The sequence below is a fragment of the Anaerolineales bacterium genome (assembly GCA_019637755.1).
In the GTDB taxonomy this organism is placed as follows: domain Bacteria; phylum Chloroflexota; class Anaerolineae; order Anaerolineales; family UBA11579; genus JAMCZK01.
This window is the reverse complement of the sequence record JAHBVC010000001.1, coordinates 1,256,437-1,277,206: the sequence shown is the minus strand read 5'-3', so window position 1 is coordinate 1,277,206 and position 20,770 is coordinate 1,256,437. Positions and strand designations below refer to the sequence as shown.

At 61.7% G+C, this 20,770-nt stretch carries 18 protein-coding genes; all 18 read left to right on the top strand.

All coding sequences use genetic code 11. The annotated features are described in order from the left end of the window. Nucleotide 1: 1 nt before the first annotated feature. Nucleotides 2-415, top strand: a complete 414-nt coding sequence (locus tag KF821_06175) for a hypothetical protein (GenBank protein ID MBX3005400.1) — start codon at nt 2-4, stop codon at nt 413-415. Next, complete coding sequence (locus tag KF821_06170; GenBank protein MBX3005399.1) at nt 412-1,530, top strand: DegT/DnrJ/EryC1/StrS family aminotransferase; 1,119 nt, start codon at nt 412-414, stop codon at nt 1,528-1,530. Before KF821_06175 ends, KF821_06170 begins: the two co-directional genes overlap by 4 nt. A gap of 3 nt (nt 1,531-1,533) precedes the next feature. Continuing rightward, a complete protein-coding gene (locus tag KF821_06165; GenBank protein MBX3005398.1) occupies nt 1,534-2,301 on the top strand; it encodes a methyltransferase domain-containing protein in 768 nt (255 codons plus the stop codon). Further along, nucleotides 2,223-3,479, top strand: coding sequence for a glycosyltransferase family 4 protein (locus tag KF821_06160; GenBank protein MBX3005397.1), 1,257 nt, complete (start codon nt 2,223-2,225; stop codon nt 3,477-3,479). Before KF821_06165 ends, KF821_06160 begins: the two co-directional genes overlap by 79 nt. Next, nucleotides 3,476-4,402, top strand: coding sequence for a glycosyltransferase (locus tag KF821_06155; protein ID MBX3005396.1), 927 nt, complete (start codon nt 3,476-3,478; stop codon nt 4,400-4,402). The genes KF821_06160 and KF821_06155 overlap by 4 nt, the downstream gene beginning before the upstream one ends. Before the next feature lie 74 nt (nt 4,403-4,476). After that, a complete protein-coding gene (locus tag KF821_06150; GenBank protein MBX3005395.1) occupies nt 4,477-5,625 on the top strand; it encodes a glycosyltransferase in 1,149 nt (382 codons plus the stop codon). Continuing rightward, nucleotides 5,618-7,648, top strand: coding sequence for a hypothetical protein (locus KF821_06145; GenBank protein ID MBX3005394.1), 2,031 nt, complete (start codon nt 5,618-5,620; stop codon nt 7,646-7,648). Before KF821_06150 ends, KF821_06145 begins: the two co-directional genes overlap by 8 nt. A gap of 44 nt (nt 7,649-7,692) precedes the next feature. After that, a complete protein-coding gene (locus KF821_06140; protein MBX3005393.1) occupies nt 7,693-10,191 on the top strand; it encodes a hypothetical protein in 2,499 nt (832 codons plus the stop codon). Nucleotides 10,192-10,194: 3 nt separating this feature from the next. Next, entirely contained in the window at nt 10,195-11,739 is a 1,545-nt protein-coding gene (locus tag KF821_06135; GenBank protein ID MBX3005392.1) for a hypothetical protein, read from the top strand. Nucleotides 11,740-11,792: 53 nt separating this feature from the next. Further along, entirely contained in the window at nt 11,793-12,290 is a 498-nt protein-coding gene (locus tag KF821_06130) for a winged helix-turn-helix transcriptional regulator (protein MBX3005391.1), read from the top strand. Beyond that, nucleotides 12,287-13,291: an NAD(P)-dependent oxidoreductase gene (locus KF821_06125; protein ID MBX3005390.1), complete on the top strand. Its 1,005-nt coding sequence runs from the start codon at nt 12,287-12,289 to the stop codon at nt 13,289-13,291. Before KF821_06130 ends, KF821_06125 begins: the two co-directional genes overlap by 4 nt. 11 nt (nt 13,292-13,302) lie before the next feature. Further along, nucleotides 13,303-14,262, top strand: a complete 960-nt coding sequence (locus KF821_06120) for a GDP-L-fucose synthase (protein MBX3005389.1) — start codon at nt 13,303-13,305, stop codon at nt 14,260-14,262. Continuing rightward, nucleotides 14,259-15,116 (top strand): ABC transporter permease, encoded by an 858-nt coding sequence (locus KF821_06115; protein MBX3005388.1) that lies wholly within the window; start codon nt 14,259-14,261, stop codon nt 15,114-15,116. The genes KF821_06120 and KF821_06115 overlap by 4 nt, the downstream gene beginning before the upstream one ends. Continuing rightward, nucleotides 15,117-16,394, top strand: a complete 1,278-nt coding sequence (locus KF821_06110) for an ABC transporter ATP-binding protein (protein MBX3005387.1) — start codon at nt 15,117-15,119, stop codon at nt 16,392-16,394. Nucleotide 16,395: 1 nt separating this feature from the next. Further along, the gene (locus KF821_06105; protein MBX3005386.1) at nt 16,396-17,988 is read left to right on the top strand and encodes a hypothetical protein; all 1,593 of its coding nucleotides are present in this window, start codon (nt 16,396-16,398) and stop codon (nt 17,986-17,988) included. Beyond that, the gene (locus KF821_06100) at nt 17,960-18,808 is read left to right on the top strand and encodes a class I SAM-dependent methyltransferase (GenBank protein MBX3005385.1); all 849 of its coding nucleotides are present in this window, start codon (nt 17,960-17,962) and stop codon (nt 18,806-18,808) included. Before KF821_06105 ends, KF821_06100 begins: the two co-directional genes overlap by 29 nt. Before the next feature lie 12 nt (nt 18,809-18,820). Continuing rightward, the gene (gene pseB / locus KF821_06095) at nt 18,821-19,828 is read left to right on the top strand and encodes a UDP-N-acetylglucosamine 4,6-dehydratase (inverting) (protein ID MBX3005384.1); all 1,008 of its coding nucleotides are present in this window, start codon (nt 18,821-18,823) and stop codon (nt 19,826-19,828) included. Continuing rightward, on the top strand, nt 19,825-20,754 hold the full coding sequence (locus tag KF821_06090) for an SDR family oxidoreductase (GenBank protein MBX3005383.1): 930 nt from the start codon (nt 19,825-19,827) through the stop codon (nt 20,752-20,754). The genes pseB and KF821_06090 overlap by 4 nt, the downstream gene beginning before the upstream one ends. Nucleotides 20,755-20,770: the final 16 nt, after the last annotated feature.

The window sequence follows — 20,770 nt, the reverse complement described above, 5'->3', positions numbered from 1 at the left end:
GATGGGTATTCAGATTATTGAGCACAACAACATCAAGTATGCCGAGGTCATTCGGGCCAACGAACGCGTGGAGAAGACCACCTTCTTTTCGCCGGCCGAATCTTCCTTTCAGTTTGGGTTGCTGGCCCACGAAGCCGGCTTTACCGAGCCACCGCATTTTCACAAGCCTGTGGAGCGCATGATCTCTGATCTTCAGCAGATGTTTGTGGTGCAACGCGGCGTGGTGGTGGTGGAACTGTATAGCGACGCCGGTGAGCTGCTCGAAGAAGTGGAGCTTACCCAGGGCGATGCCATCGTGCTCATTCATGGGGTGCATGCCATCCGCGTAGTCGAAGATATGCAGTGCATCAGCGTCAAGCAGGGCCCGTACCTGGGCGAAGCGGAAGACAAGGTGTTCGTAGAGGTGAAGCAATGATCCCGGTATTTGAACCCGTCATCAGCGAAGATGAGATTGAAGCAGTAGTAGACGCGCTGCGCAAAGGCGAAGTCTCCGGCACTTTTGGCAGCTACATCGAAGACTTTGAAAGCGAGTTCGCCGCCTATGCAGGCTGCAAGCACGGTATCGCCGTCAATAGCGGCACCTCGGCTTTGCATCTGGCCGTGGCCGCGCTGGACTTGCAGCCGGGCGATGAGGTGCTGGTGAGCTCCAGCACCAACATCGCCACGGCGTTGGCCGCTTTGCACAATGGCGCCGTACCGGTCCCCGTCGATTCGGAGAATGTCACCTGGAACCTGGATCTGGACTTGATCGAGGGGTTGATCACGCCGCGCACCAAAGCGATCATCCCGGTGCATCTGTACGGCCACCCGGTGGACATGGATCGCCTGATGGAGATCGCCAATCGCCACAACCTGATTGTCATTGAAGATTGTGCCGAATCGCACGGTGCCACGGTGCGCGGGCGCATGACTGGCAGCTTTGGCCACATGGCCTGCTTTAGCTTCTACGCCAACAAAGTCATCACCACGGGTGAGGGCGGTATGGTGACCACCAATGATGATGCCTTCGCCGAGCGAGTGCGCTTGCTGCGTAACCTGGCCTTCACCCAGCCGCGCTTCAAACACGAATTGGCTGGGTTCAACTTTCGTATGCCCGGCTTTGTGGCGGCATTGGGGCTGGCGCAATTTCGCAAGATCGAGCACATCGTCGAGCAGAAGCGCCGCGTGGCCCAGCGCTACAACGCACAACTCAAAGATATCCCCGGCCTGCAATTGCCTGCCGAGCTGGAATGGGCCAAGAACGTTTATTGGATGTATGCGATCACGGTCGACCCCCAACAATTTGGTATTGACCGCAACAAACTGGTGGAAGCATTGGCTGAGCGCGGCATCCAAACGCGCACCTTCTTCTGCCCGATGAACCAGCAGCCCGTGCTGGAGAAGATGCCAGGCTTCCGCGAAGTGCCTTGCCCGGTAGCCGATACGCTGTGGGAGACTGGCCTGTATCTGCCCTCCACCTGGAATTTGAGCGACGAAACGATCGATGTGATCTGTGATGCCATTCGCCAGGCGCCGCGTTGGGAAGGGTAGTGTATGGGCTCGTACCTCGGCAAGTATGCTGAGTTCTACAACGTAATCTACGCCAACAAGCCCTATGCACAGGAAGCCGAATTTGTGCATGCCAGCTTGCAGCGTCACGCACATGGCCCCGTGCAGCAATTGTTGGAATTGGCCTGCGGCACCGGGCGGCATGCGGCCGCCTTGGCCGCCCTCGGCTACTCCATCCTGGCCACCGATTACTCCGCCGACCTATTGTCGGTTGCTCGTGCCAACGCAACCGCCGCCAACCTGCAGTTTGAATTGCAGGATATGCGCGCCCTGAATCTGGATGGGCGCCAATGGGATGCTGTCTATTGCCTGTTCGACTCGATCGGCTATGTGCAAACCAACGCCGCGGTTCAGCAGGTGCTGCAAAACATCCACACCGCCTTGCGCCCCTATGGCTTGTGCATCCTGGAGTTCTGGCATGCCCCGGCCATGCTGCGCGGCTACGAGCCGCACCGCCAGGCCAGTTGGCCGCTGCCCGCTGGCGGCCGCCTGGAACGCAGCTCGGATACGCGCCTAGACATTGAGCGCCAGGTGGCCGAAGTGCACTACACACTGCGGGAGTTGGCAGCCGATGGGAGCCTGGTGACTGAGCTTGAAGAAACGCAGGTCAATCGCTATTTTCTGGTGCAGGAGATGGCCCTGTTTCTTGAAAGCGCGGGCCTAACCCCGCTGGAGTGGCTGGCAGCGTATACACCCGCGCCGATCACAATGGATACCTGGCACGTAATGGTAGTGGCCCGCAAGGCGGCCTGAGCGCGCGCATGAAGATCGCCGTGGTTCTGGATGAGTACCTGTCGCATGATGGCGGGGCTTTTACATTCCAGGCCGAGCTTGCCCACGCCGTAGCGCGGCTGGCGCTACACAGCCAGCACGAATTTGTCTTCTTTGCTCCGCAAGCTGCCGACGCCAGTGTTGGCGTTGAATGGCATCGCTGCGCCAAGCCACGGCTGAGTGAGCGTGTATTACTGAAGTTGTTTCGCTATTGGCCGGCCCTGGAAGCCTGGCTGGGTTGGCGCTCGGCGTTGGAGCAGCGCCTGCGCGCCGAAGGGATCGAGCTGGCGTGGTTCCTTAGCCCGCGCATCCGCGCCTTGGGCTTGCCGTTCATTCCACTGGTGTTGGATTTGCAACACCGCTTGCAGCCGCAGTTCCCCGAAGTGAGCGCCAAGGGTGAATGGCACGTGCGCGAAGCACATTATCGACGCGCCCTGCCACAAGCGACCGCCATCGTGGCCGGCACGCGCGCCGGCCAGGCTGAGATCCAGCGCTTTTACGGCGTGGACCCGGCGCGCATACTGCGCTTGCCGCACCCCACGCCGCAAGCCGCGTTGGAGTACCAGCCTGCTCCGGTCAGCGAGCTGGCTCGCTGGGGGCTGGAGCCCGGCTACCTGCTCTACCCGGCGCAACTGTGGAGCCATAAGAATCACGCTAACCTCATCGAAGCCTTGGCGCTTTTGCACCAGCGTGGCCTGCGCCTAACCCTGGTGCTGACCGGTGCCGATTTCGGCGCCGCGGCCGTCATTCGCGCACGCATTGCCCAGCACAATTTGCAAGCCTATGTGAAATGGCTGGGCTTCGTGGAGCGCGAGGCGCTCTACGCACTGTATAGCCATGCGTTGGCGCTGGCCTATGTGAGCTTTTTTGGCCCTGAGAACCTGCCACCCCTGGAAGCTTTTGCCTTGGGCTGCCCGGTGGTGGCGGCCAGGGTCAGTGGGGCAGAGGAGCAGTTGGCGGATGCCGCGCTGTTGGTCGATCCCACTCAGCCAGCGGCTATCGCCGCAGCGCTGGAACGCCTGCATCGCGATGCCCCTTTGCGCCAGCGCTTGCAGCAAGCCGGCCGCCAGCGCGCCGCAGCGTGGACAGTGGATGATTTTGTGCGCGGCGCGCTGCGTTTTTTCGATACCTATTCACAAGATCAGGCGCGTGAAGCATGAGCATGCCGCGCCTAAGCATCCTGGCTTCGGTATATCAGGGGTTGGCATACCTGCCGGCCTACTTGGATGAGCTTCAATCCCAAACCCTCTTTGCGCAGTGCGAAGTGATCTTTGTGTGCAACGCGCCTTCGGCTGAAGAGCTGGAGATCCTGCGTACCTTTCAGCAAGCCTGGCCGGCCCAGGTGCAGATCCTCGAAGTGCCGCGCGAGACGCTGAGCGCATCCTGGAACCGGGCCTGGCAGTTGGCGCGTGCCCCGCTGCTGGCGATTTGGAACATCGATGATCGCCGTACCCCCGATTCGTTGCAACGTCAGGTGGAAGCCATGGAACGCGCGCCGTGGGCGCTGTGTTATGGCGATTACCTGGCCGTGGCGCAGTATGGAGATGAAGCCGGTGTGGTGCGCCACACGCCCGCGTATTCGGCCGCACATTTCGCCCGCGCCTTTGCTCAGGGCGGCGCTTTCTGGGTGCTGCGCCGCGCCGTGGCGGAGCAGATCGGCTATTTTGACGAGCAGTTTCGCATCGCTCCAGACATGGAATACTCCCTGCGTATCGCCGTTAACCGCTTGCCAATGGGGCGCGTGGATGGCGTGTTGGGCTACTTCACCGCGGCCGGGTTAGGCCTCAGCACGCGGGCGGGCGAGCTACCGGCGCGCGAGCGCACCGCGGTGCAGTTGCGCTATGGAGTGTTCGATAAAGTGCAAGCAGAGCCGCGCGCCGCCGCGGCCAGCTTTCGCCTGGATCATGTGCAATCGTTTGGGCAATGGCAGCCGCTGGCTGCGCTGTGGCCACAACAGCACGCGTATTTGCGCAGGCGCCAACCGCTGTGGCTGCTAGGGCGCCTGCGCTTTGCGCTGCGCCGTTTGCTGGCGCGCCTGGGCCTGCTGGAATGGCTGCATGCCCGTTTGCATAAAGAGCTCTAAGCCACTCTGGCGTCTTTGGGGTGGCGCTCGCCCCCCCCCGCTCGGCTCGTTATAATCATTTCAGTTGTTTTCTAATGGCCTCACAAAAACCCTCGATCCTGCTCCTAGGCACGCAAATGGAAATGGCCGGCGCCCAACGGGTGCTGTTCTTCCTGGCAGAGTATCTGTATGCGCAAGGCTTTGCGGTACAGGTGGCGTTTTTTTACGACAAGCAGTCGCTGGCCGCCACGTGGCAAAGCGAGCACCCTTTCCAGGTGGTCTCGCTGGACGGCTGGCGGCCGGGCGGGTTCATCTTTGCCAATCTGCTGCGTTTTGTGGCGGGCTTGTGGCGCTTGTTGACGGTATTGCGCGGCAAAGGGGCCATTGTTACCTATACCCCGCATAGCAACTTGCTCGGCTTGCCGGTCGCCTGGCTGGCCGGCGTGAAAGTACGCCTGGGCACCCACCATAGCGGCTTGGAGGGCAGCTCACCCCTGCTGGACCGCGTACACGGCTGGCTGACCAATTCGCGGTTGTGTACGCGCATGGTCTGCGTCTCCAATGCGGTGCGCAGTGGCGCCCTGCGCCATGAAGGCGCGCGAGCCGACAAACTGGTGGTGATTGAAAATGGCATTGTGCCGGTGGCGGCGCAACCGTTAAGTGCGGCGGAGCGGGCGCGCCTGCGGGCCAGTGTGGGCGCCGGCGAGCAGCAAACTCTGTGCCTCACCGTGGGGCGCCTAACTGTGCAGAAGGGCCATAGTTATTTGCTGGATGCGATTGCCCAAACCAACCAGGCGCAGCTGGTCTTCGCCTTTGTGGGCTACGGCCCACTAGATGCGGAGTTGCGCGCCAAGGCGCAGCACCTCGGCATCGCCAGCCGCGTGCACTTCGCAGGCGTGCGTAGCGATGTGCCTCAATGGCTCAGTGTGGCCGATGTATTTGTGCAACCTTCACTGTGGGAGGGAATGTCGCTGGCCCTGCTGGAAGCGATGTTTGCCGGCCTGCCGATCGTGGCCACGCGCATCCCCGCCACGGCGGAGGTGCTGGCGCACGAAAGCACCGGCCTGCTGGTGGACCCTGAGCAGCCTCAGGTAATGGCGCAGGCTCTGGATCGCATCGCCGCCGATGCGGCCCTACGGCAGCGCCTGGGCCAGCAGGCACAGCGCGTCGCCCAGCAGCAGTACACAGCGGCTGCCATGGGCGCCGCCTACCAACAACTCATCGAGAAGCTCTGGCGTGGCTAAGCACAAGCACGATCTATTTTTGGGGCTGGCGGCGACGCTTGCGCTCGGTGCTTTTGCCGAAGCCACCCAGATCGCCTGGGGTTCTGGTTTCTTCGTCGGCCGGCTTTCCGCCAAATGGCTGATCACCTTGCTGTTATTTGCTGCCGGGCTGGCGGCACTGCTTTGGATCGTGCGCCGCAGCCTGAACACCCCTGAATGGAGTGTGGCGCAACGCAACCGTATTGCCGCCTGGCTGCCGCCGTTTGTCCGCTTCACTCTGGCCCTGCTGTTTGTGCTCCTGCCGTGGGTCTTTATCTATTACTCGCCCTGGGGTGGCTTGTTTACCGGGTTGTTCACCCGCAGCCTGCTGTACAGCGTGGCCGTGCTCGGTGCGGCGCTGTGCCTCTCGCCCACGGGCATGGCTTTGCTGTCTTGGCGCAGTAGCTTGCTGGCTCTGCTTCTCGTGGGCTGTGGGTTGGTGCTGGGCGATGCCTTCGTGCGCGTGACGGATTACCCCTTGGCCTTGCATTGGTCTGAAGGCAATCGCCTGTGGGATTATTCCATTCTGTTTGGGCGTGCCCGCTACGCCTACCCGGCTGATCAGCCGATCTTCGTGTGGATCGACCCGGGGCGCCAGACCCTGTGGGGCCTGCCTTTCCTGTCTGCTGATTTGACGATTGCCGCGGCGCGCGCCTGGAGCGCGTTGATGACCACTTTGCCCTATGCCCTGCTGGGCTGGTTTGCCTTTCGCCCGCTACCCGGCGCCCGGCGCCAATGGTTCCTGGCTGGCCTGTGGGCCTTGCTGTTTTTGAATCAAGGCCCGATCTACGCCCCGCTGATCCTCAGCGCTATTCTGGTGGCGTTCGCGCGGCGCAAGCCGTTATGGCTATCCATTCCGCTGGTCGCGTTGGCCGGCGTGTATGCCGGCACCAGCCGCTTCACCTGGTCGTTCGCCCCGGCGATCTGGGCTGTGATGTTGGCGCTTTCGGATGCGGCGCTGCAGCACCCGCGGCTGCGCGTGCAGGATGTGGCCCGCGCCGCCATCCTTGGGCTGAGTGGCCTATGGAGCAAAGGGTTGCCGATCCTTACTGGCATCGTCAACAGCTTGCTGGCCCCAGCGGTGAGCAGCCCAATGGTAGATGGCACGCCAGGTGCCCAAGGGGTGACCAGTGTGCAGGGGCTGCAGGCGGTGGTGACCAGCCAACCGTATGCCTGGCAGCGCATGCTGCCCAATGATGTTTTTCCGCCCGGCATCCTGCTCGGCCTGCTGGCCGCGGTGGGGCCCTTGGCTTGGCTGTGCATCTACTTGGCGCGCAAGGGCTATTGGAAGACCACGCAGTTGCAACACTTCGCCGTGGTTGGCGGGTTGCTCGCCTTCCTGGGTGTGGGCCTGATTGCCAGCGCCAAAGTGGGCGGCGGCGCTGATCTGCACAACCTGGATATGCTGCTGGTGAGCTGCGTGCTCTTGGCCGGCGTGGCGTGGGAAGCGGGCCTGCACCAGCGGCTGGGGGAATGGCTGGCGACCACGCCCGCGGTACAAGCCTGCCTGCTGGCGATCTTGGTTGTGCCGGCGTTGTTTCCCTTGTATTCCGGCGCGCCGCTGAGCCTGCCTGATGATGAGCGCATGGCTTACATCATGCAGCGTTTGGATAGCAACATCCTGTGTGCTGCCCACTATGGTCCGGTGCTGTTCTTGGATCAGCGCCAATTACTCACCTTCCGCTACCAGCAAACCATCGCGCTCAACCCAGAGTATGAAAAGAAATATGTGATGGATCAGGCCTTAGCGGGCAACCGCGCCTACTTTGAGGCATTTGTTGATGATCTGGCTGCCCACAAATACAGCTTGATCGTCGGCGAACTGGAAGACACCCTGTTCCGCGGGCGCAACCCCCAATACGGCGACAGCCTGGCTGAGGAAAACAATGCCTGGAAGCGTTGGGTCAGCCTGCCCTTGCTGCGCTATTACCAATCGATCCACGATTTTCGCGATGCCGGGGTGGAGATCTTCATGCCCATCGGCCGCAGCTTTAGCTGCCCGTAGTTAAGATAAGATGGTGCGGGCGCAGCAGCGGCGCGCCTTGGCCCATGAAAACTCCACAACAAATTCTTGACATCATTTGGCGTATCCTCGCGCTGGCCTTGCTGCTGTGCGCGGTGGCTGCGCTGGCAGGCTTGCTGGCCCAGCCCAGCCAGGCAGAGAACGCCGTATGGTGGGGCTTTTCTATAGAGCGTTTACTGCTGGCGGGCTTGGTGGCCGTGCCCGGCCTGGCCGTGTTGTGGGTGTTGGCGCGCGGTCGGGCGATGCAGCCGCGCCGCCAAGCCGCGCTGGCTTGGCTGGGTGCACAGCCGGCAGGCCTGGGGATCGCGGTGGGGGCGGCTGGGTTAGGCCTACTGGGCCTGGCGTGGCTGCCGCTGGAGCGGTTGATTACATTTTTTGGTTCATGGGCGCTGTATCTGCAGCGCTTGCAGCCGGTTTTTGGCTATCTGGTGGCCTGGATCGCCGCGGGGCTGGTGCTGTGGGCCGTGGCCCAGCGGCCAGACTGGGCCGCATGGCAACCCGCCCGCAGCCTGGTGCGCAGCAGCCTGTGGGTTTGCCTGGCGTTGGTGTTGGTGATTGTCATTATCCTGACCACGCGTGTCGGCCTGGGGCAGGATGCAACCCGCTGGGCCGCCCCCAACGCGCCGATCTTGCTGACTCAGTGTGTGTTGGCCCTGGGCCTGGCCATCGCGTTACTGGCCGCCAGTGCCCGGCTGCAGCTACGCCGGGCTGATGCCGCGCTGGCCGCCTTGGTGTGGCTGCTGGCCGCTGCAGCCTGGACGCTGCAGCCAGCCCAGCCCACCTATTACAACAGCGTTCCGGCGGCGCCCAATTACGAGAGCTATCCGCTCTCGGATGCCTTCAACCATGATGTCATCGCACAAAATGTGCAGATCGGCGAGGGGTTTCGCTTTGGTGGCACGGTGGCCATCCGCCGGCCGCTCTACGTTATGTTTCTGGCGGCCGCCGAAAGTGTGCTGCCGAGTTATGCGCAGGTGATCCAACTGCAGGTGCTCGTGTTGGCGTTGTTTCCGGCCTTGTTGTATCTATTGGCCAGCCGCATGCACCATCGACTCTCTGGTTTGTTGCTGGCCGGGCTCATGATCTTCCGCGAGAGCAATGCCATTGCCCTCGGCGATGTGATCAACCTCTCGCATGCCAAGCTGCTGATGGCCGATCTGCCCGCCGCCTTGAGCATCACCCTGGTGGCGGTGCTGGCACTGCGCTGGTTAAGCCCGCCCGCGCCGGATGGGCGGCGCGCCCTGGTGTTGGGGGGGGTGCTGGGCGCATTCATCTTGCTGCGCTCACAAATGCTGACCGTGGTGCCCGTGTTTGCAGTGCTGGCGCTGCTGGTGTGGGGGCTGCGGCGCAGTTGGCGCGCGGTCTTGCTGTTTGGCTTGGGCGTGCTGCTGGTGGCGGCGCCCTGGGTGCTGCGCAACCGCTTGGAAATGGGCCAGTGGGCTATCGAAGACTCGGTGGTCTCGGGCTTTTTAGCTAACCGCTATCGCTATGAAGCCGGCACCTTTGGTTTGCCCTTCCTGGAGGGTGAAAGTGAAGGCGATTACTACGCGCGCCAAATGGGTGCGGTGCGTGACTTCATTCGCCAGGATCCGGGCTTCGTGGCGGGCTTTGTAATCGATAACTTCGCCCGCAATCAACTGATCAACTTCATGACCCTGCCAACGAGCCACGTGTTGCGCGAGCTGGAAAGCCACGTGCGCACGCTGCCTTATTGGCCCAGTTGGGATGGCCACCTGGCCGCGGAGAGCTGGCCGGTGGTGGCGCTGAACTTGATTTTGGTAAGCATCGGGTTGGCCGCCAGTTGGCAGCGCTTGCGCTGGGCTGGCCTGGTGCCACTGTTTATCAATCTTGGCTTTACGGCGAATCTGGCACTGGCCCGCGTGGCTGGCTGGCGCTACAACCTGCCCGCTGACTGGACGGTGCTGGTGTATTACGCGATTGGCATCGCCCAGGTGTGCTTATGGTTGGCGGCGCTGTGGCCGCGGCGTGCCTGGCTAGCCGCTCCAGATGCGCCGCGGCCGGCGGCGCCTGCACCCAGCACGGCGCGGGCCTGGCTGCTGACCTTGCTGGCATTGGGCTTGGCGGGCTGCTCCTATTCGCTGATCGAAGCCTTTTCGCAGCCGCGCTACAGCAAGCTGAGCGCGGCACAGGTGATCAGCCAGGTACAGGCGCTGCCAGACGCCCCGGCGGCCCTGCTCACTCTGCTGGAAGAGGGCAAGCTGGATATCCTGAATGGGCGCGCGCTCTACCCCAGCTTCTTTGCCGCCGGGGAAGGCGAAACCCTGGGCTTCGCCCTCACCGAAGTGCAAACTTTCCCGCGGCTGAGCTTTTACCTGATCGGGCCGCAACCCATGCCGGTGCTCTTGCCGTTGGCAGATAGCCCGCTGCAGTTTCCGCATGCTAGCGATGCCATCGTACTGCGCTGCAGCAGCCACGCCCCCAGCGCCCTGGCGGTCATTCTGCCGCAATACGGCACAATAGTGCCATCCAGCCATTTTGCGGATGGCTGCCCGGAGATTGAATAAGGTATGACCAAGAAGCAAACCCAAACCACTGTCCACCCTCGATCCTTTGCCGTGTGGAGCTTGAACCTGCTGGCCTTTTCCTTCCTGCTGGCTTGGATCTCCAATCACTTTCGCTCGGTCGCGGGCTGGTGGTCCGTAGCTGGCTTGCTGGCGCTGCTGGCCGGTGTGGCCTGGCTGACGTGGCGCGTACTGCAGGCCGAGAACGCGCCGCGGTGGTTGGTCTGGTTGGTACTGGGCGCGATTAGCTTGCGCGTGGCGCTTAGCCTTGTCTGGCTGTTGGGGCTGCCGGCCTGGGGTTACCCGACAGACGTGCAGGCGGCGGGCTACGTGATGCAAGATGCTTTCAACCGCGATACGGCGGCCTGGCAGTTTGCCCAAGCGGGGGAGCCGCTGTGGCAGGCTTTTGCCGGCTACAGCAGCACTGATCAATATGGTGGCCTGCTGTTTCTGAGCGCGGCGATCTATCGCTATCTGCTCGCCCCCAGCCATATGCCCATCCTGACCCTGCTGCCGGCCGCCTTGGCCTCAGGCCTGGCGGTGGCCTTCACCTGGGCGGCGGCCAAGCGTGCCTTCGGGCCCAAGGTGGCCTGGCTGGCTGCATGGGGTCTGGCGCTGTATCCCGAGGCAGCCTTATTGGGCTCTTCACAAATGCGCGAGGCCTTCACGGTGTGTTTGCTGCCGATGGTGCTGTTGGGCGTGCAACAGTGGGTGCATGGGCCGCGGCCGGCGGGCCGCGGGTTGGTACTGGCTAGTTTTGGCGTGGCGGCGTTCCTCTCCTGGCCGTTCATGTCCTCCTTGCTATTGTTCGCCGTGCTTACCTGGCTGGCGTTGACGGATTGGGCTGTGTTGCGCCAACGCCGGGTGTGGATCGCGCTGGGGGTGCTGGCGCTGGCGGGGCTGGCGTATGTTATTTTTGTGCGCGGCGCGGCGGATACTTGGTTGGTGCAATCCGCCGATTGGCAGGCCTACGTTAGCAAAAACTCCTCCGGCTGGGTAGCGCGCCAATTTAAGCGCATGCCCTTGTGGAGCCAGGTGCCCTTCCTGGTGGGTTATGGGCTGGTGCGGCCGCTGTTGCCGGCGGCTTTGTTTGCCGGCGGCCCGCTGGTGTGGACCGCGATCGGCGTGTGGCGCGCGCTGGGCTGGACGGTAGTGTTGGCCCTACTGGTGTATGCCAGCTACCTCATTCTGCGCAGCCGCGCCGCCCTGTGGCTGCCGGGGGTGTGGATGTGGGGCCAGTGGGCGGTGAGCCTGGTGGCCTCCTATCGCGGCGGCGGCGATCTGTGGGATAGCCCGCGCTATCGCAGCGCCTTTGCTGGCGTGCAGGTCATGCTGGCTGCCTGGGCCTGGGTGCAGCAGCGTGAAACCGAAGACCCGTGGCTGCGGCGCAGCCTGGTTTCGGCGCTGATCTTGTGTGCCTGGTTCGTACCGTGGTATTTGCGCCGCTATGTGGGCTTGGAATGGTGGCCGCTGGTGGATCTGCAGCAGGTGGTGGGGGTGGGTCTGGCTAGCTGTGCCTTGTATATGCTGTGGGATAGCCTGCGCACTTGACCTTTGCCCTCGCAACGTTATAATTCAGCGGCTGAATTTTAGCCACCCATCCTATGGAACAACAAGCCGATCCCGCACGGGATCTCCTCCTGCTCGAGCACATCGAAACTGATCCGGATGTCACCCAGGCGTCTCTGGCCGGTCAGTTGGGCGTGGCCGTGGGCACGGTCAACTGGCACCTCAAGCGCCTGATCTCCAAAGGCTACGTCAAGGTCACGCGTGCCCAGCGCCGTAAGCTGCGCTACATCATCACGCCGCAAGGCCTCAGCCTGCGCGCCCGCCTGACGGTGGATTATGTAGAGCAATCCATGGCGCTGTATCGCCGCACGCGTGACCGCGTGCAAAGCCTGCTGGCTGAGGCGCGTGCCGCCGGCGTGAAAGCCGTGGCGCTGGAAGTGGCGCCGGGCAGCCCCAGTGATATTTTGGATATCTGTAAATTGACCTGTATGGAGCAGGGCATGCCGGTTGAGTCAGAGCGCCCGGTGGCTGCCATCTTACGCGTCAGCGGGCATAAGGTGCATCTGATCATGGACCAGGAGTCGCGCGCGTGAGCCGCCATATCGTTGTAACAGGTGGGGCGGGCTACATCGGCTCGCTGCTGGTGGGCGAATTGCTGCAGCGCGGCGAGCAGGTCACCGTGATGGATAAGCTGCTGTTTGGCGGCGATTCGCTGGTGGCATACCTGGCCCATCCCAATTTCAAATTTATCAAGGCGGATGTGGGCGATGCGCAGAACTTTCGCCAGTTGCTGCGCACCGGCGCCCAGCCGGATGCCATCGTGCACCTGGCGGGCATCGTCGGCTTTCCGGCGTGCCAGGCGGTGGGCAAATCCGTGGCCTGGCACTACAACGTAGACACCACCCAGCGCGTCTTTGAACAGGCGGCCGAGATGGGCGCCAAGCGCTTTATCTTCTCTTCCACCTATAGCAATTATGGCCAATCGAAAGACGGCGAGTTGGTGACCGAGCAATCGCCACTGCACCCGCAGTCTTTGTATGCCGAAACCAAGATTGCCGCTGAGGAATACTTGCTGGCGCAAAAAGAGTCCGCCTGTACGCCGGTGATCTTCCGCTTTGCGACCTTGTTTGGCATTTCGCCACGCACGCGTTTTGATTTGATCGTCAACCAGTTTGTGCTCGAGGCGTTCACCAAGCGCGAGCTGCTGATCTACCAGCGCGGCTACTCGCGCTCGTTTGTGCATGTGCGCGATATCGTGGCGGGCATTTTGCTCGGGCTGGATGCGCCCGAGGATCAGGTGCGCGGCGAGATCTTTAACCTGGGCGACGAGTCGGGCAATTACCGCAAAGACGAAATTGTGGGGTTGATCATCAAACGCCTGCCCGAGATCATAGTGAATTACAAAGACCTGACCTTTGGCGGAGACATGCGTGACATCAGTGTCTCTTTTGAAAAAGTACGCCGCGTGCTGGGCTTCCGAACGCGGTTTACGGTGGATGATGGCATCCGCGAGTTGCTGCGCGCCTTGCAGGAAGGCTTGATCCGCGATCCGCACAACCCACGCTTTCGCAACGCGCAGTTCATTGTGCAGTAAAGGTGAAACGAATGACTGAAACGAACTTTTGGGCTGGCAAACGGGTAACCGTCACCGGTGGCGGCGGCTTCCTCGGTTCCTTTGTGGTGGAGACGTTGCGCCAACGCGGCGCTACCGATATTTTTATCCCGCGCAGCAAAGACTATGACCTGGTACAGCCGGAGCAGATCACGCGCTTGCTGCAGGATGCCAAGCCGGATGTGCTCATTCACATCGCCGCATTGGCCGGCGGTATTGGTCTCAACCGTGAGAAGCCGGCTGACCTGTTTTACAAGAACATCATGATGGGCATCCCCCTCATGCACCAGGCCTGGGAGCAGGGCGTGGATAAGTTTGTGGCGCTGGGTACGGTATGCGCCTATCCCAAGTTTGCCCATACGCCCTTCCGCGAGGATGAGCTGTGGGATGGCTATCCTGAGGAGACCAATGCGCCCTATGGCTTGGCCAAGAAGATGCTGCTGGTGCAGGCGCAGGCCTACCGCCAACAACATGATTTCAATGCCATCTATTTGCTGCCAGTGAACCTATATGGCCCTAAGGACAATTTTGACCCGGCGTCCTCGCACGTCATCCCCGCCCTCATCCGCAAATTTGTGGAGGCCAAGGAGAATGGCGATACGCAGGTGGAGCTGTGGGGCGATGGCTCGCCCACGCGCGAATTCCTCTATGTTGAAGATGCCGCCGAAGGCATTGTGCTGGCCGCCGAGCGCTACGATGGCGATGAGCCGGTCAACCTGGGCTCTGGTTACGAGATCAGCATCAAGAATCTGGCTGAGCTCATTAGCCGCCTGGTCGGGTTCGAGGGCGAGCTGGTATGGAACGAGGCCTATCCCAACGGCCAGCCGCGCCGCCTGCTGGATGTCAGCCGCGCCGAGGAGCTGTTTGGCTTCCGGGCGCGTGTGAACTTTGAAGAAGGGTTGCGCAAGACGATTGACTGGTACTTGCAGCATCGTGCTGAGCTGATTAAATGAGCAGCGTCGTAACCAAAAGCGCGCCGAGCACCAAGGTGCTCATCCGCCCACAACGCGGCATGGTGGGGCTGAACTTCCGCGAGCTGTGGAGCTTCCGTGAGCTGATCGTCTTCCTCACCTGGCGAGACATCCTTGTGCGCTACAAGCAGACCCTGCTGGGCGGCGCCTGGGCCATCTTGCAGCCCCTGCTGCAGATGCTGCTGCTCAACCTGCTCTTCGGCGAGGTGGCTGGCCTGCCCACCGGCGGTGTGCCGCGCCCGCTGTTCACTTTTGCGGCGCTGCTGCCCTGGAACCTTTTCTCCAATGCGGTCAGCGATGCCAGCCGTTCGCTGGTGGCCAACCGCAACATGATCACCAAGGTCTACTTTCCGCGCATCATCGTGCCGCTGGCCAACGTGCTCAGCGGTGTGCTCGATTTCGCCGTGGCCTTCCTGATCCTGGCCGGCATGATGATCTATTACAAGTTTGCACCGGCCAACTTGCTTCTGCTGCCGGTGTATGTGCTGATTACGCTGCTGACCGCGCTGGGCGTAGGCCTGTGGCTGGCGGCGTTGAATGTGCACTATCGTGATGTCAAATACATCATCCCTTTCTTGACGCAATTCTGGATGTTGGCCAGCCCTATCGCTTACGAAGCCTCCAGCATTTTTGAGCGCCTGCCCGAACAGTGGCAGTGGCTGTATGCGCTCAACCCGCTCGTGGGCGTGGTGGAAGGTTTCCGCCAGGCGCTGTTGGGTGTGCCTGTGTATTCCGAGAACATGCTGTGGGTCTCGCTGGCCTCTGCCTCCGTCATGCTGGTGAGCGGCCTGATGTATTTCCGCAGCATGGAACGCACCTTTGCGGATGTGGTCTAGATGAGCTACGCCATACGCGTTGAAGGGTTAGGCAAGCAATACCGCCTGGGTGGCAGCCAGCAGGCCTATAGCACCCTGGGCGAACGCCTGGGCGCGGCGGTCACTTGGCCGGTGCGCCTGCTCAAGGGCGAGCTGCGTGAGCGCGCTGAGAAGGTGTGGGCGCTGCGCGATGTCACCTTTGACGTCAAGCAGGGCCAGGTGCTGGGCGTGGTGGGGCGCAACGGTGCCGGCAAGAGTACGCTGCTCAAGATTCTTTCGCGTGTCACTGACCCCACCACCGGCTATGCTGAAATTAACGGCCGTGTCGGTTCATTACTCGAAGTCGGCACCGGCTTCCACCCCGAGCTGAGCGGGCGCGAGAACATTTTCCTCAATGGCGCCGTGCTCGGTATGCAGCGCCGCGAGATTGCCAAGAAATTTGACGAGATTGTTGAATTTGCTGGCGTGGATAAATTTATTGACACGGCCGTCAAGCACTACTCTAGCGGCATGTACTTGCGTCTAGCCTTCTCTGTGGCGGCGCACTTGGAGCCCGAGATCCTGGTGGTGGACGAAGTATTGGCCGTAGGTGATGCCGAGTTCCAACGCAAGTGCCTGGGCAAGATGAGCGATGTGGCTGCTGCCGGCCGCACCGTGCTGTTCGTCAGCCACAACATGTCCGCCATTCTGCGCCTGACTGAAGAATGCATTGTGATGGAGCGCGGCCAGTTGGCTTTCCGTGCGCCGACGCGTGAGGCGGTGGACTATTACATGTCCTCCAGCTTCCAAAAGAACGGCGAGCGCACATGGGCTGCTGATGAAGTACCGGCCGATGCCGCACCCTTTGCACCGGTGGCGCTGCGCGTCAAAGACCCCAGCGGCAGCGTGGTGGAGACGGCCCAGTCTCGCCAGCCGCTGGAAATTGAATTCGAATACACACTGGCCCATCCCATTCAGGGCCTGCGCGTGGGCATTTACTTGCAGAGTATGCGCGGTGAGGTCATTCTCACCTCGTTTGATACCGATGACCCGGCTGCGTTTGAAAAACATGGCACGCGTGAGGCTGGCCGCTACGTCAGCCGCGCCATCCTGCCCGCTGATTTCTTGAATGAAGGCCAATACCTACTGGGCGTGAACGCCAGCGCCTTCCGCGTGCGTCGTTATTTCTGGGACGAGCGCGCCCTGGCCTTCACTGTAGACGCCATGGGCGCTCCCGGTATGCACTGGCCCGAACCGCGTCAGGGCTTTGTGCGCCCGCAGTTGGACTGGACGATTGAGCGCGTGGGGGCCGCCAACTAGCATGGCCGCCAGCCGTCTCAAGGATCTCTTGGGGCACGTGCCAGCCACTGCAGAGCTCGCCTGGGCGCTGCGCGGCGGTGACGCGCCGATTGACGGCTTCAAGCTCGAAGAGCTGCGCGCCCAACTGCCCGGCTGGATAGGTGCCGTACAAAACTCTCCGCTGAAAACGCAGACTGGCCGCAAGGCGCTGGTGTTTGCCACGCTGCACTACTGGATTCACCACGCCAGCCTGCTTTCGCTGGCGCTGCGCGGCCTGGGGCATGATGTCACCCTCGCCTATTTGCCGCACGCCACATGGAAGGCGGATGTGCCGCGTTTTGACCTACGCCGCCGTGATGCCTATGCGCGCAGCGTGTTTGCACCCATGCAAGCTGTGCTGCCTGTTGAGCCCTTCTTGAATGCAGCGGGAGCCGCGTTGCCCAGTGCCCTAGAGGCCGCGGTGGAGCAGGTTTCCGTTATGGATGTGCAGTACACCCAGCAAGTGGAAGAAGTAGATAAGAGCAGCCAACTCTTCAAGTTACGTCTGCAATCCAACCGCGCCGCCGCCTCGGCTGCGTTGGCTTGGATGCAGCGTGAGCAGCCGGATGTGGTGATTTTGCCCAACGGCCTCATTCTTGAATTTGGTGCCATTCTGCACACCGCCCGTCACCTCAACATTCCCGTGGTGAGCTACGAATTTGGTGAGCAGCGCGGTCGCATCTGGCTGGCGCACAACCAATCCGTCATGTTGCAGGAGACTGACAGCCTGTGGGCCGCCCGCCGCAGCGAACCCTTTACCGATGCACAGCGTGCTGAAGTACAAGAGCTGTTCGCCACGCGCCAGGCCGCCGGGCTCTTCCGCCACTTCTACCGCAAGTGGCAAGACGCGCCCACCGAAGGTGCGGCGCAGGTGCGCGCCAAACTGGGCTTGGATGCGCGTCCGGTGATACTGCTGGCCGCCAACGTCATCGGCGACAGCCTGACCCTCGGCCGCAGCACCTTCAGCGGCGATATGAGCACCTGGCTGCGCCGCACGCTGGCCTATTTTGCCGAACGCAAAGATGTGCAGCTGGTGCTGCGTGTACACCCCGGCGAGCGCAACCTGGATGGTCCCTCGGTGGCCGATCTGGTCAAGCAGGCCATGCCTGAGCTGCCTCAGAACATTCACTTGGTGGCCGCAGGTGACCCGGTCAATACCTATGACTTGGTCGAGGCGGCCCAACTGGGCTTGGTCTACACCACCACGGTTGGGCTAGAGATGGCGATGAGCGGCCGCCCTGTGATTGTTGTTGGCCGCACACACTACCGCGGCAAGGGCTTTACGCAAGATCCGGCCAGTTGGGAAGACTACTTCGCTATGCTGGAGCGCAGCCTGGCAGATTTGCCCACCGCGCAGCTCAAGCCAACCGAGGTAGACCGGGCATGGCACTATGCCTACCGCTTCTTTTTCGATTATCCGCAGCCCTTCCCTTGGCATTTGCTCCACTTCGCCAAGGATGTGGAGGCGATGCCGCTGGCTCAGTTATTTACCCCTGAAGGCCAGCACCACTATGCACGCACCTTTGACTATTTGATGGGAGAACCCTTTGACTGGGACACAAACCAACCTGGATGAGCGCGAGATCAAGCGCCAGGTACGCGAGTTTTATGACCGCGTAGGCTGGCAGGAGATTTCGGACGGCTTGTTCCAAAACGCGCGCTACGAAGACCTGCGCCCGGTTTCGCAGGAGTACATTCACCGCGCCCACCTACGCGTCAAGCGCCACCTGGCGCCCAGCGGCCGCCTGCTGCTGGATGCTGGCTCTGGCCCAATTCAGTACCCAGAGTATCTTGAATATTCGGCCGGCTATCAGAAGCGCGTGTGCGCGGATGTCTCCATCACCGCGCTGCAAGCCGCCCGCAAGCGCATTGGTGACAAAGGCTTGTTCGTCGTTTCCGATGTGACCCGTTTGCCGTTTGCCAGCGATGTGTTTGATGGCGTGGTGTCCCTGCATACCATCCACCATGTGCCCGAGAGTGAGCAGGTCACCGGCTACCGTGAGCTGTACCGCGTGCTGGCGCCGGGCCGCAGCGCCGCCGTGGTCAACGGCTGGGGCGATGCCCCGCTGGACACGTTCTTCGTCAAGCTCACAGATTTCATCAAGCGTGTGCGCGGCGCCGCACCGGAGAAAGACCATCTGCCGCAGGAGAAGACCATGGGACGCGGCACCTTCGTCAAGAAGCGCGGCTACCGCGAGCTGCGCCAGGCATTGAGTGGTTACTTCCCCATCGATATTTACGTGTGGCGCACGTTGGGTACTCACTTTTTGCGCTTCTACATTCGTGAGCCGTGGGCCGGGCGCTTTTGGCTCAAAGTGCTGTATCGTTTGGAAGAATTGTTCCCGCGCTTCTTTGGCAAGCACGGCCGCTACCCCCTGATTGTGTTTAGTAAGTAAAGAGAGAACCCTATGAATTGGAAAAATCAAACCATCCTCATCACTGGCGGCACGGGCTCCTTCGGTAAGGCTTGCATTCGCATTCTTCAAGAGAAATACCAGCCGGAGAAGATCATTGTCTTCAGCCGTGATGAGCTTAAGCAGCACGAAATGCGCGAGGCGGGCTTCAATCAGGAGAACTTGCGCTATTTCATTGGCGATATTCGTGATGAGCAGCGTCTCAAGCGCGCCATGGATGGCGTCAACATCGTCATCCACGCTGCCGCGCTCAAGCAGGTGCCAGCGTGTGAGTACAACCCGATGGAAGCCATCAAGACCAACATCCTCGGCACGGCCAATGTGATTGAAGCCGCGCTGGAGAACAACGTAGAGAAAGTCTTGGCGCTCAGCACAGACAAAGCCGTCAGCCCGGCCAACCTCTATGGCGCCACCAAGCTGGCCGCCGAGAAGCTCACCGTGCAAAGCAACGCCTACTCCGGTGACCGCCCGACGCGCTTCGCCTGCGTGCGCTACGGCAACGTGGTCGGCAGCCGCGGCAGCGTGGTGCCCATCTTCCTGCGCCAGCGTGAGGCGGGCAAGTTCACCATCACCGATGAGCGTATGACGCGCTTCTGGCTCTCACTTGAACAGGGCGTTGATTTTGTACTGAATTGCATTGAGATCATGCATGGCGGCGAAGTGTTTGTGCCCAAGCTGCCCAGCACCACCATCACAGACTTGGCCCAGGCGATTGCCCCGGAGGCCGAGATCGAAGTCGTAGGCATCCGCCCCGGTGAGAAGCTGCACGAAGTGCTGATCTCCGAAGATGAAGCGCGCTCCGCGGTAGAGCTGGAGAGCATGTACGTCATCCAGCCGGCCCAGGGCCCGTTCTTTGTACACACCTGGGCTGATAAGGGCAAAGCGCTTCCCGAGGGCTTCCATTACGTCAGCAATGAGAACGAGCAAATGCTCAGCCCGGCTGAGATCCGTGACATCATTGCGCCGATTGAGGCGGATATGAAAGCAGGCAAGCTGGCGTGAGCCAACCGCGCCTCCTGGTGACAGGCGCCAGCGGCCTGCTGGGCAGCAACCTGGCTCTGCTAGCTGCTGCCCACTACACCGTGGTGGGCGTGAGCAACCAGCATCCGCTGGCCCAGGCGCCCTTTGCGACGCTACAAGCGGATTTGCTTGCAGCGGGCGCGGTGGCACGCGTGCTGGATGAGGCCCAGCCAGATTGGGTGGTGCACTGCGCCGCCCTGGCCGATATTGACGCGTGCGAACGCCAGCCAGCGTTGGCTCACAAGCTCAACACGGAGCTGCCCGGCGAGCTGGCGCGCGAAACGGCGCGCCGTAACCTGCGCTTCGTACACATTTCCACGGATGCGGTGTTTGACGGCAGCCAGGCACCCTACAAAGAGACCGATGCGCCTAACCCGCTGAGCGTGTACGCCAAGACCAAGCGCATGGCGGAGTTGGCAGTGAAGGCGGCCCATCCGCAGTGGCTGATTTTGCGGCCCAACCTGTTCGGCTGGAGCCCCAACGGCGCTCACAGCCTGGCCGAGTTCTTTTACAACAAGCTCGCCGCGGGTGAAGCGGTCAACGGCTTTACTGACCGTCTCTTCACTCCGCTGCATGTGGGTTTCTTGTCAGAGATTATTCTGGAGCTGTTGTCTGCCAATGCGCACGGCATATACAACGCCGGCAGCCGCGACAGCCTGAGCAAGTATGACTTTGGCGTGATGATTGCGCGGCAGTTTGGCTTTGACGAAGCGCTGGTACGCCCCCTGCACGCCGAAGCTAGCGCGCCGCGTTCAGCGGACCTGCGCCTGAATGTGAGTCGGCTGAGCCAAGCGCTCGGCCGCCGCCTGCCCAGCGTGGCCGAAGGCGTGGCACGCTTGCATGCTGAGTTAGATAACGGCCACCGCCAGACGGTGCGTGCCTTGGCCGGCCGCCTGGCCAGCCTGTAGAAGGATTGAGGATGTG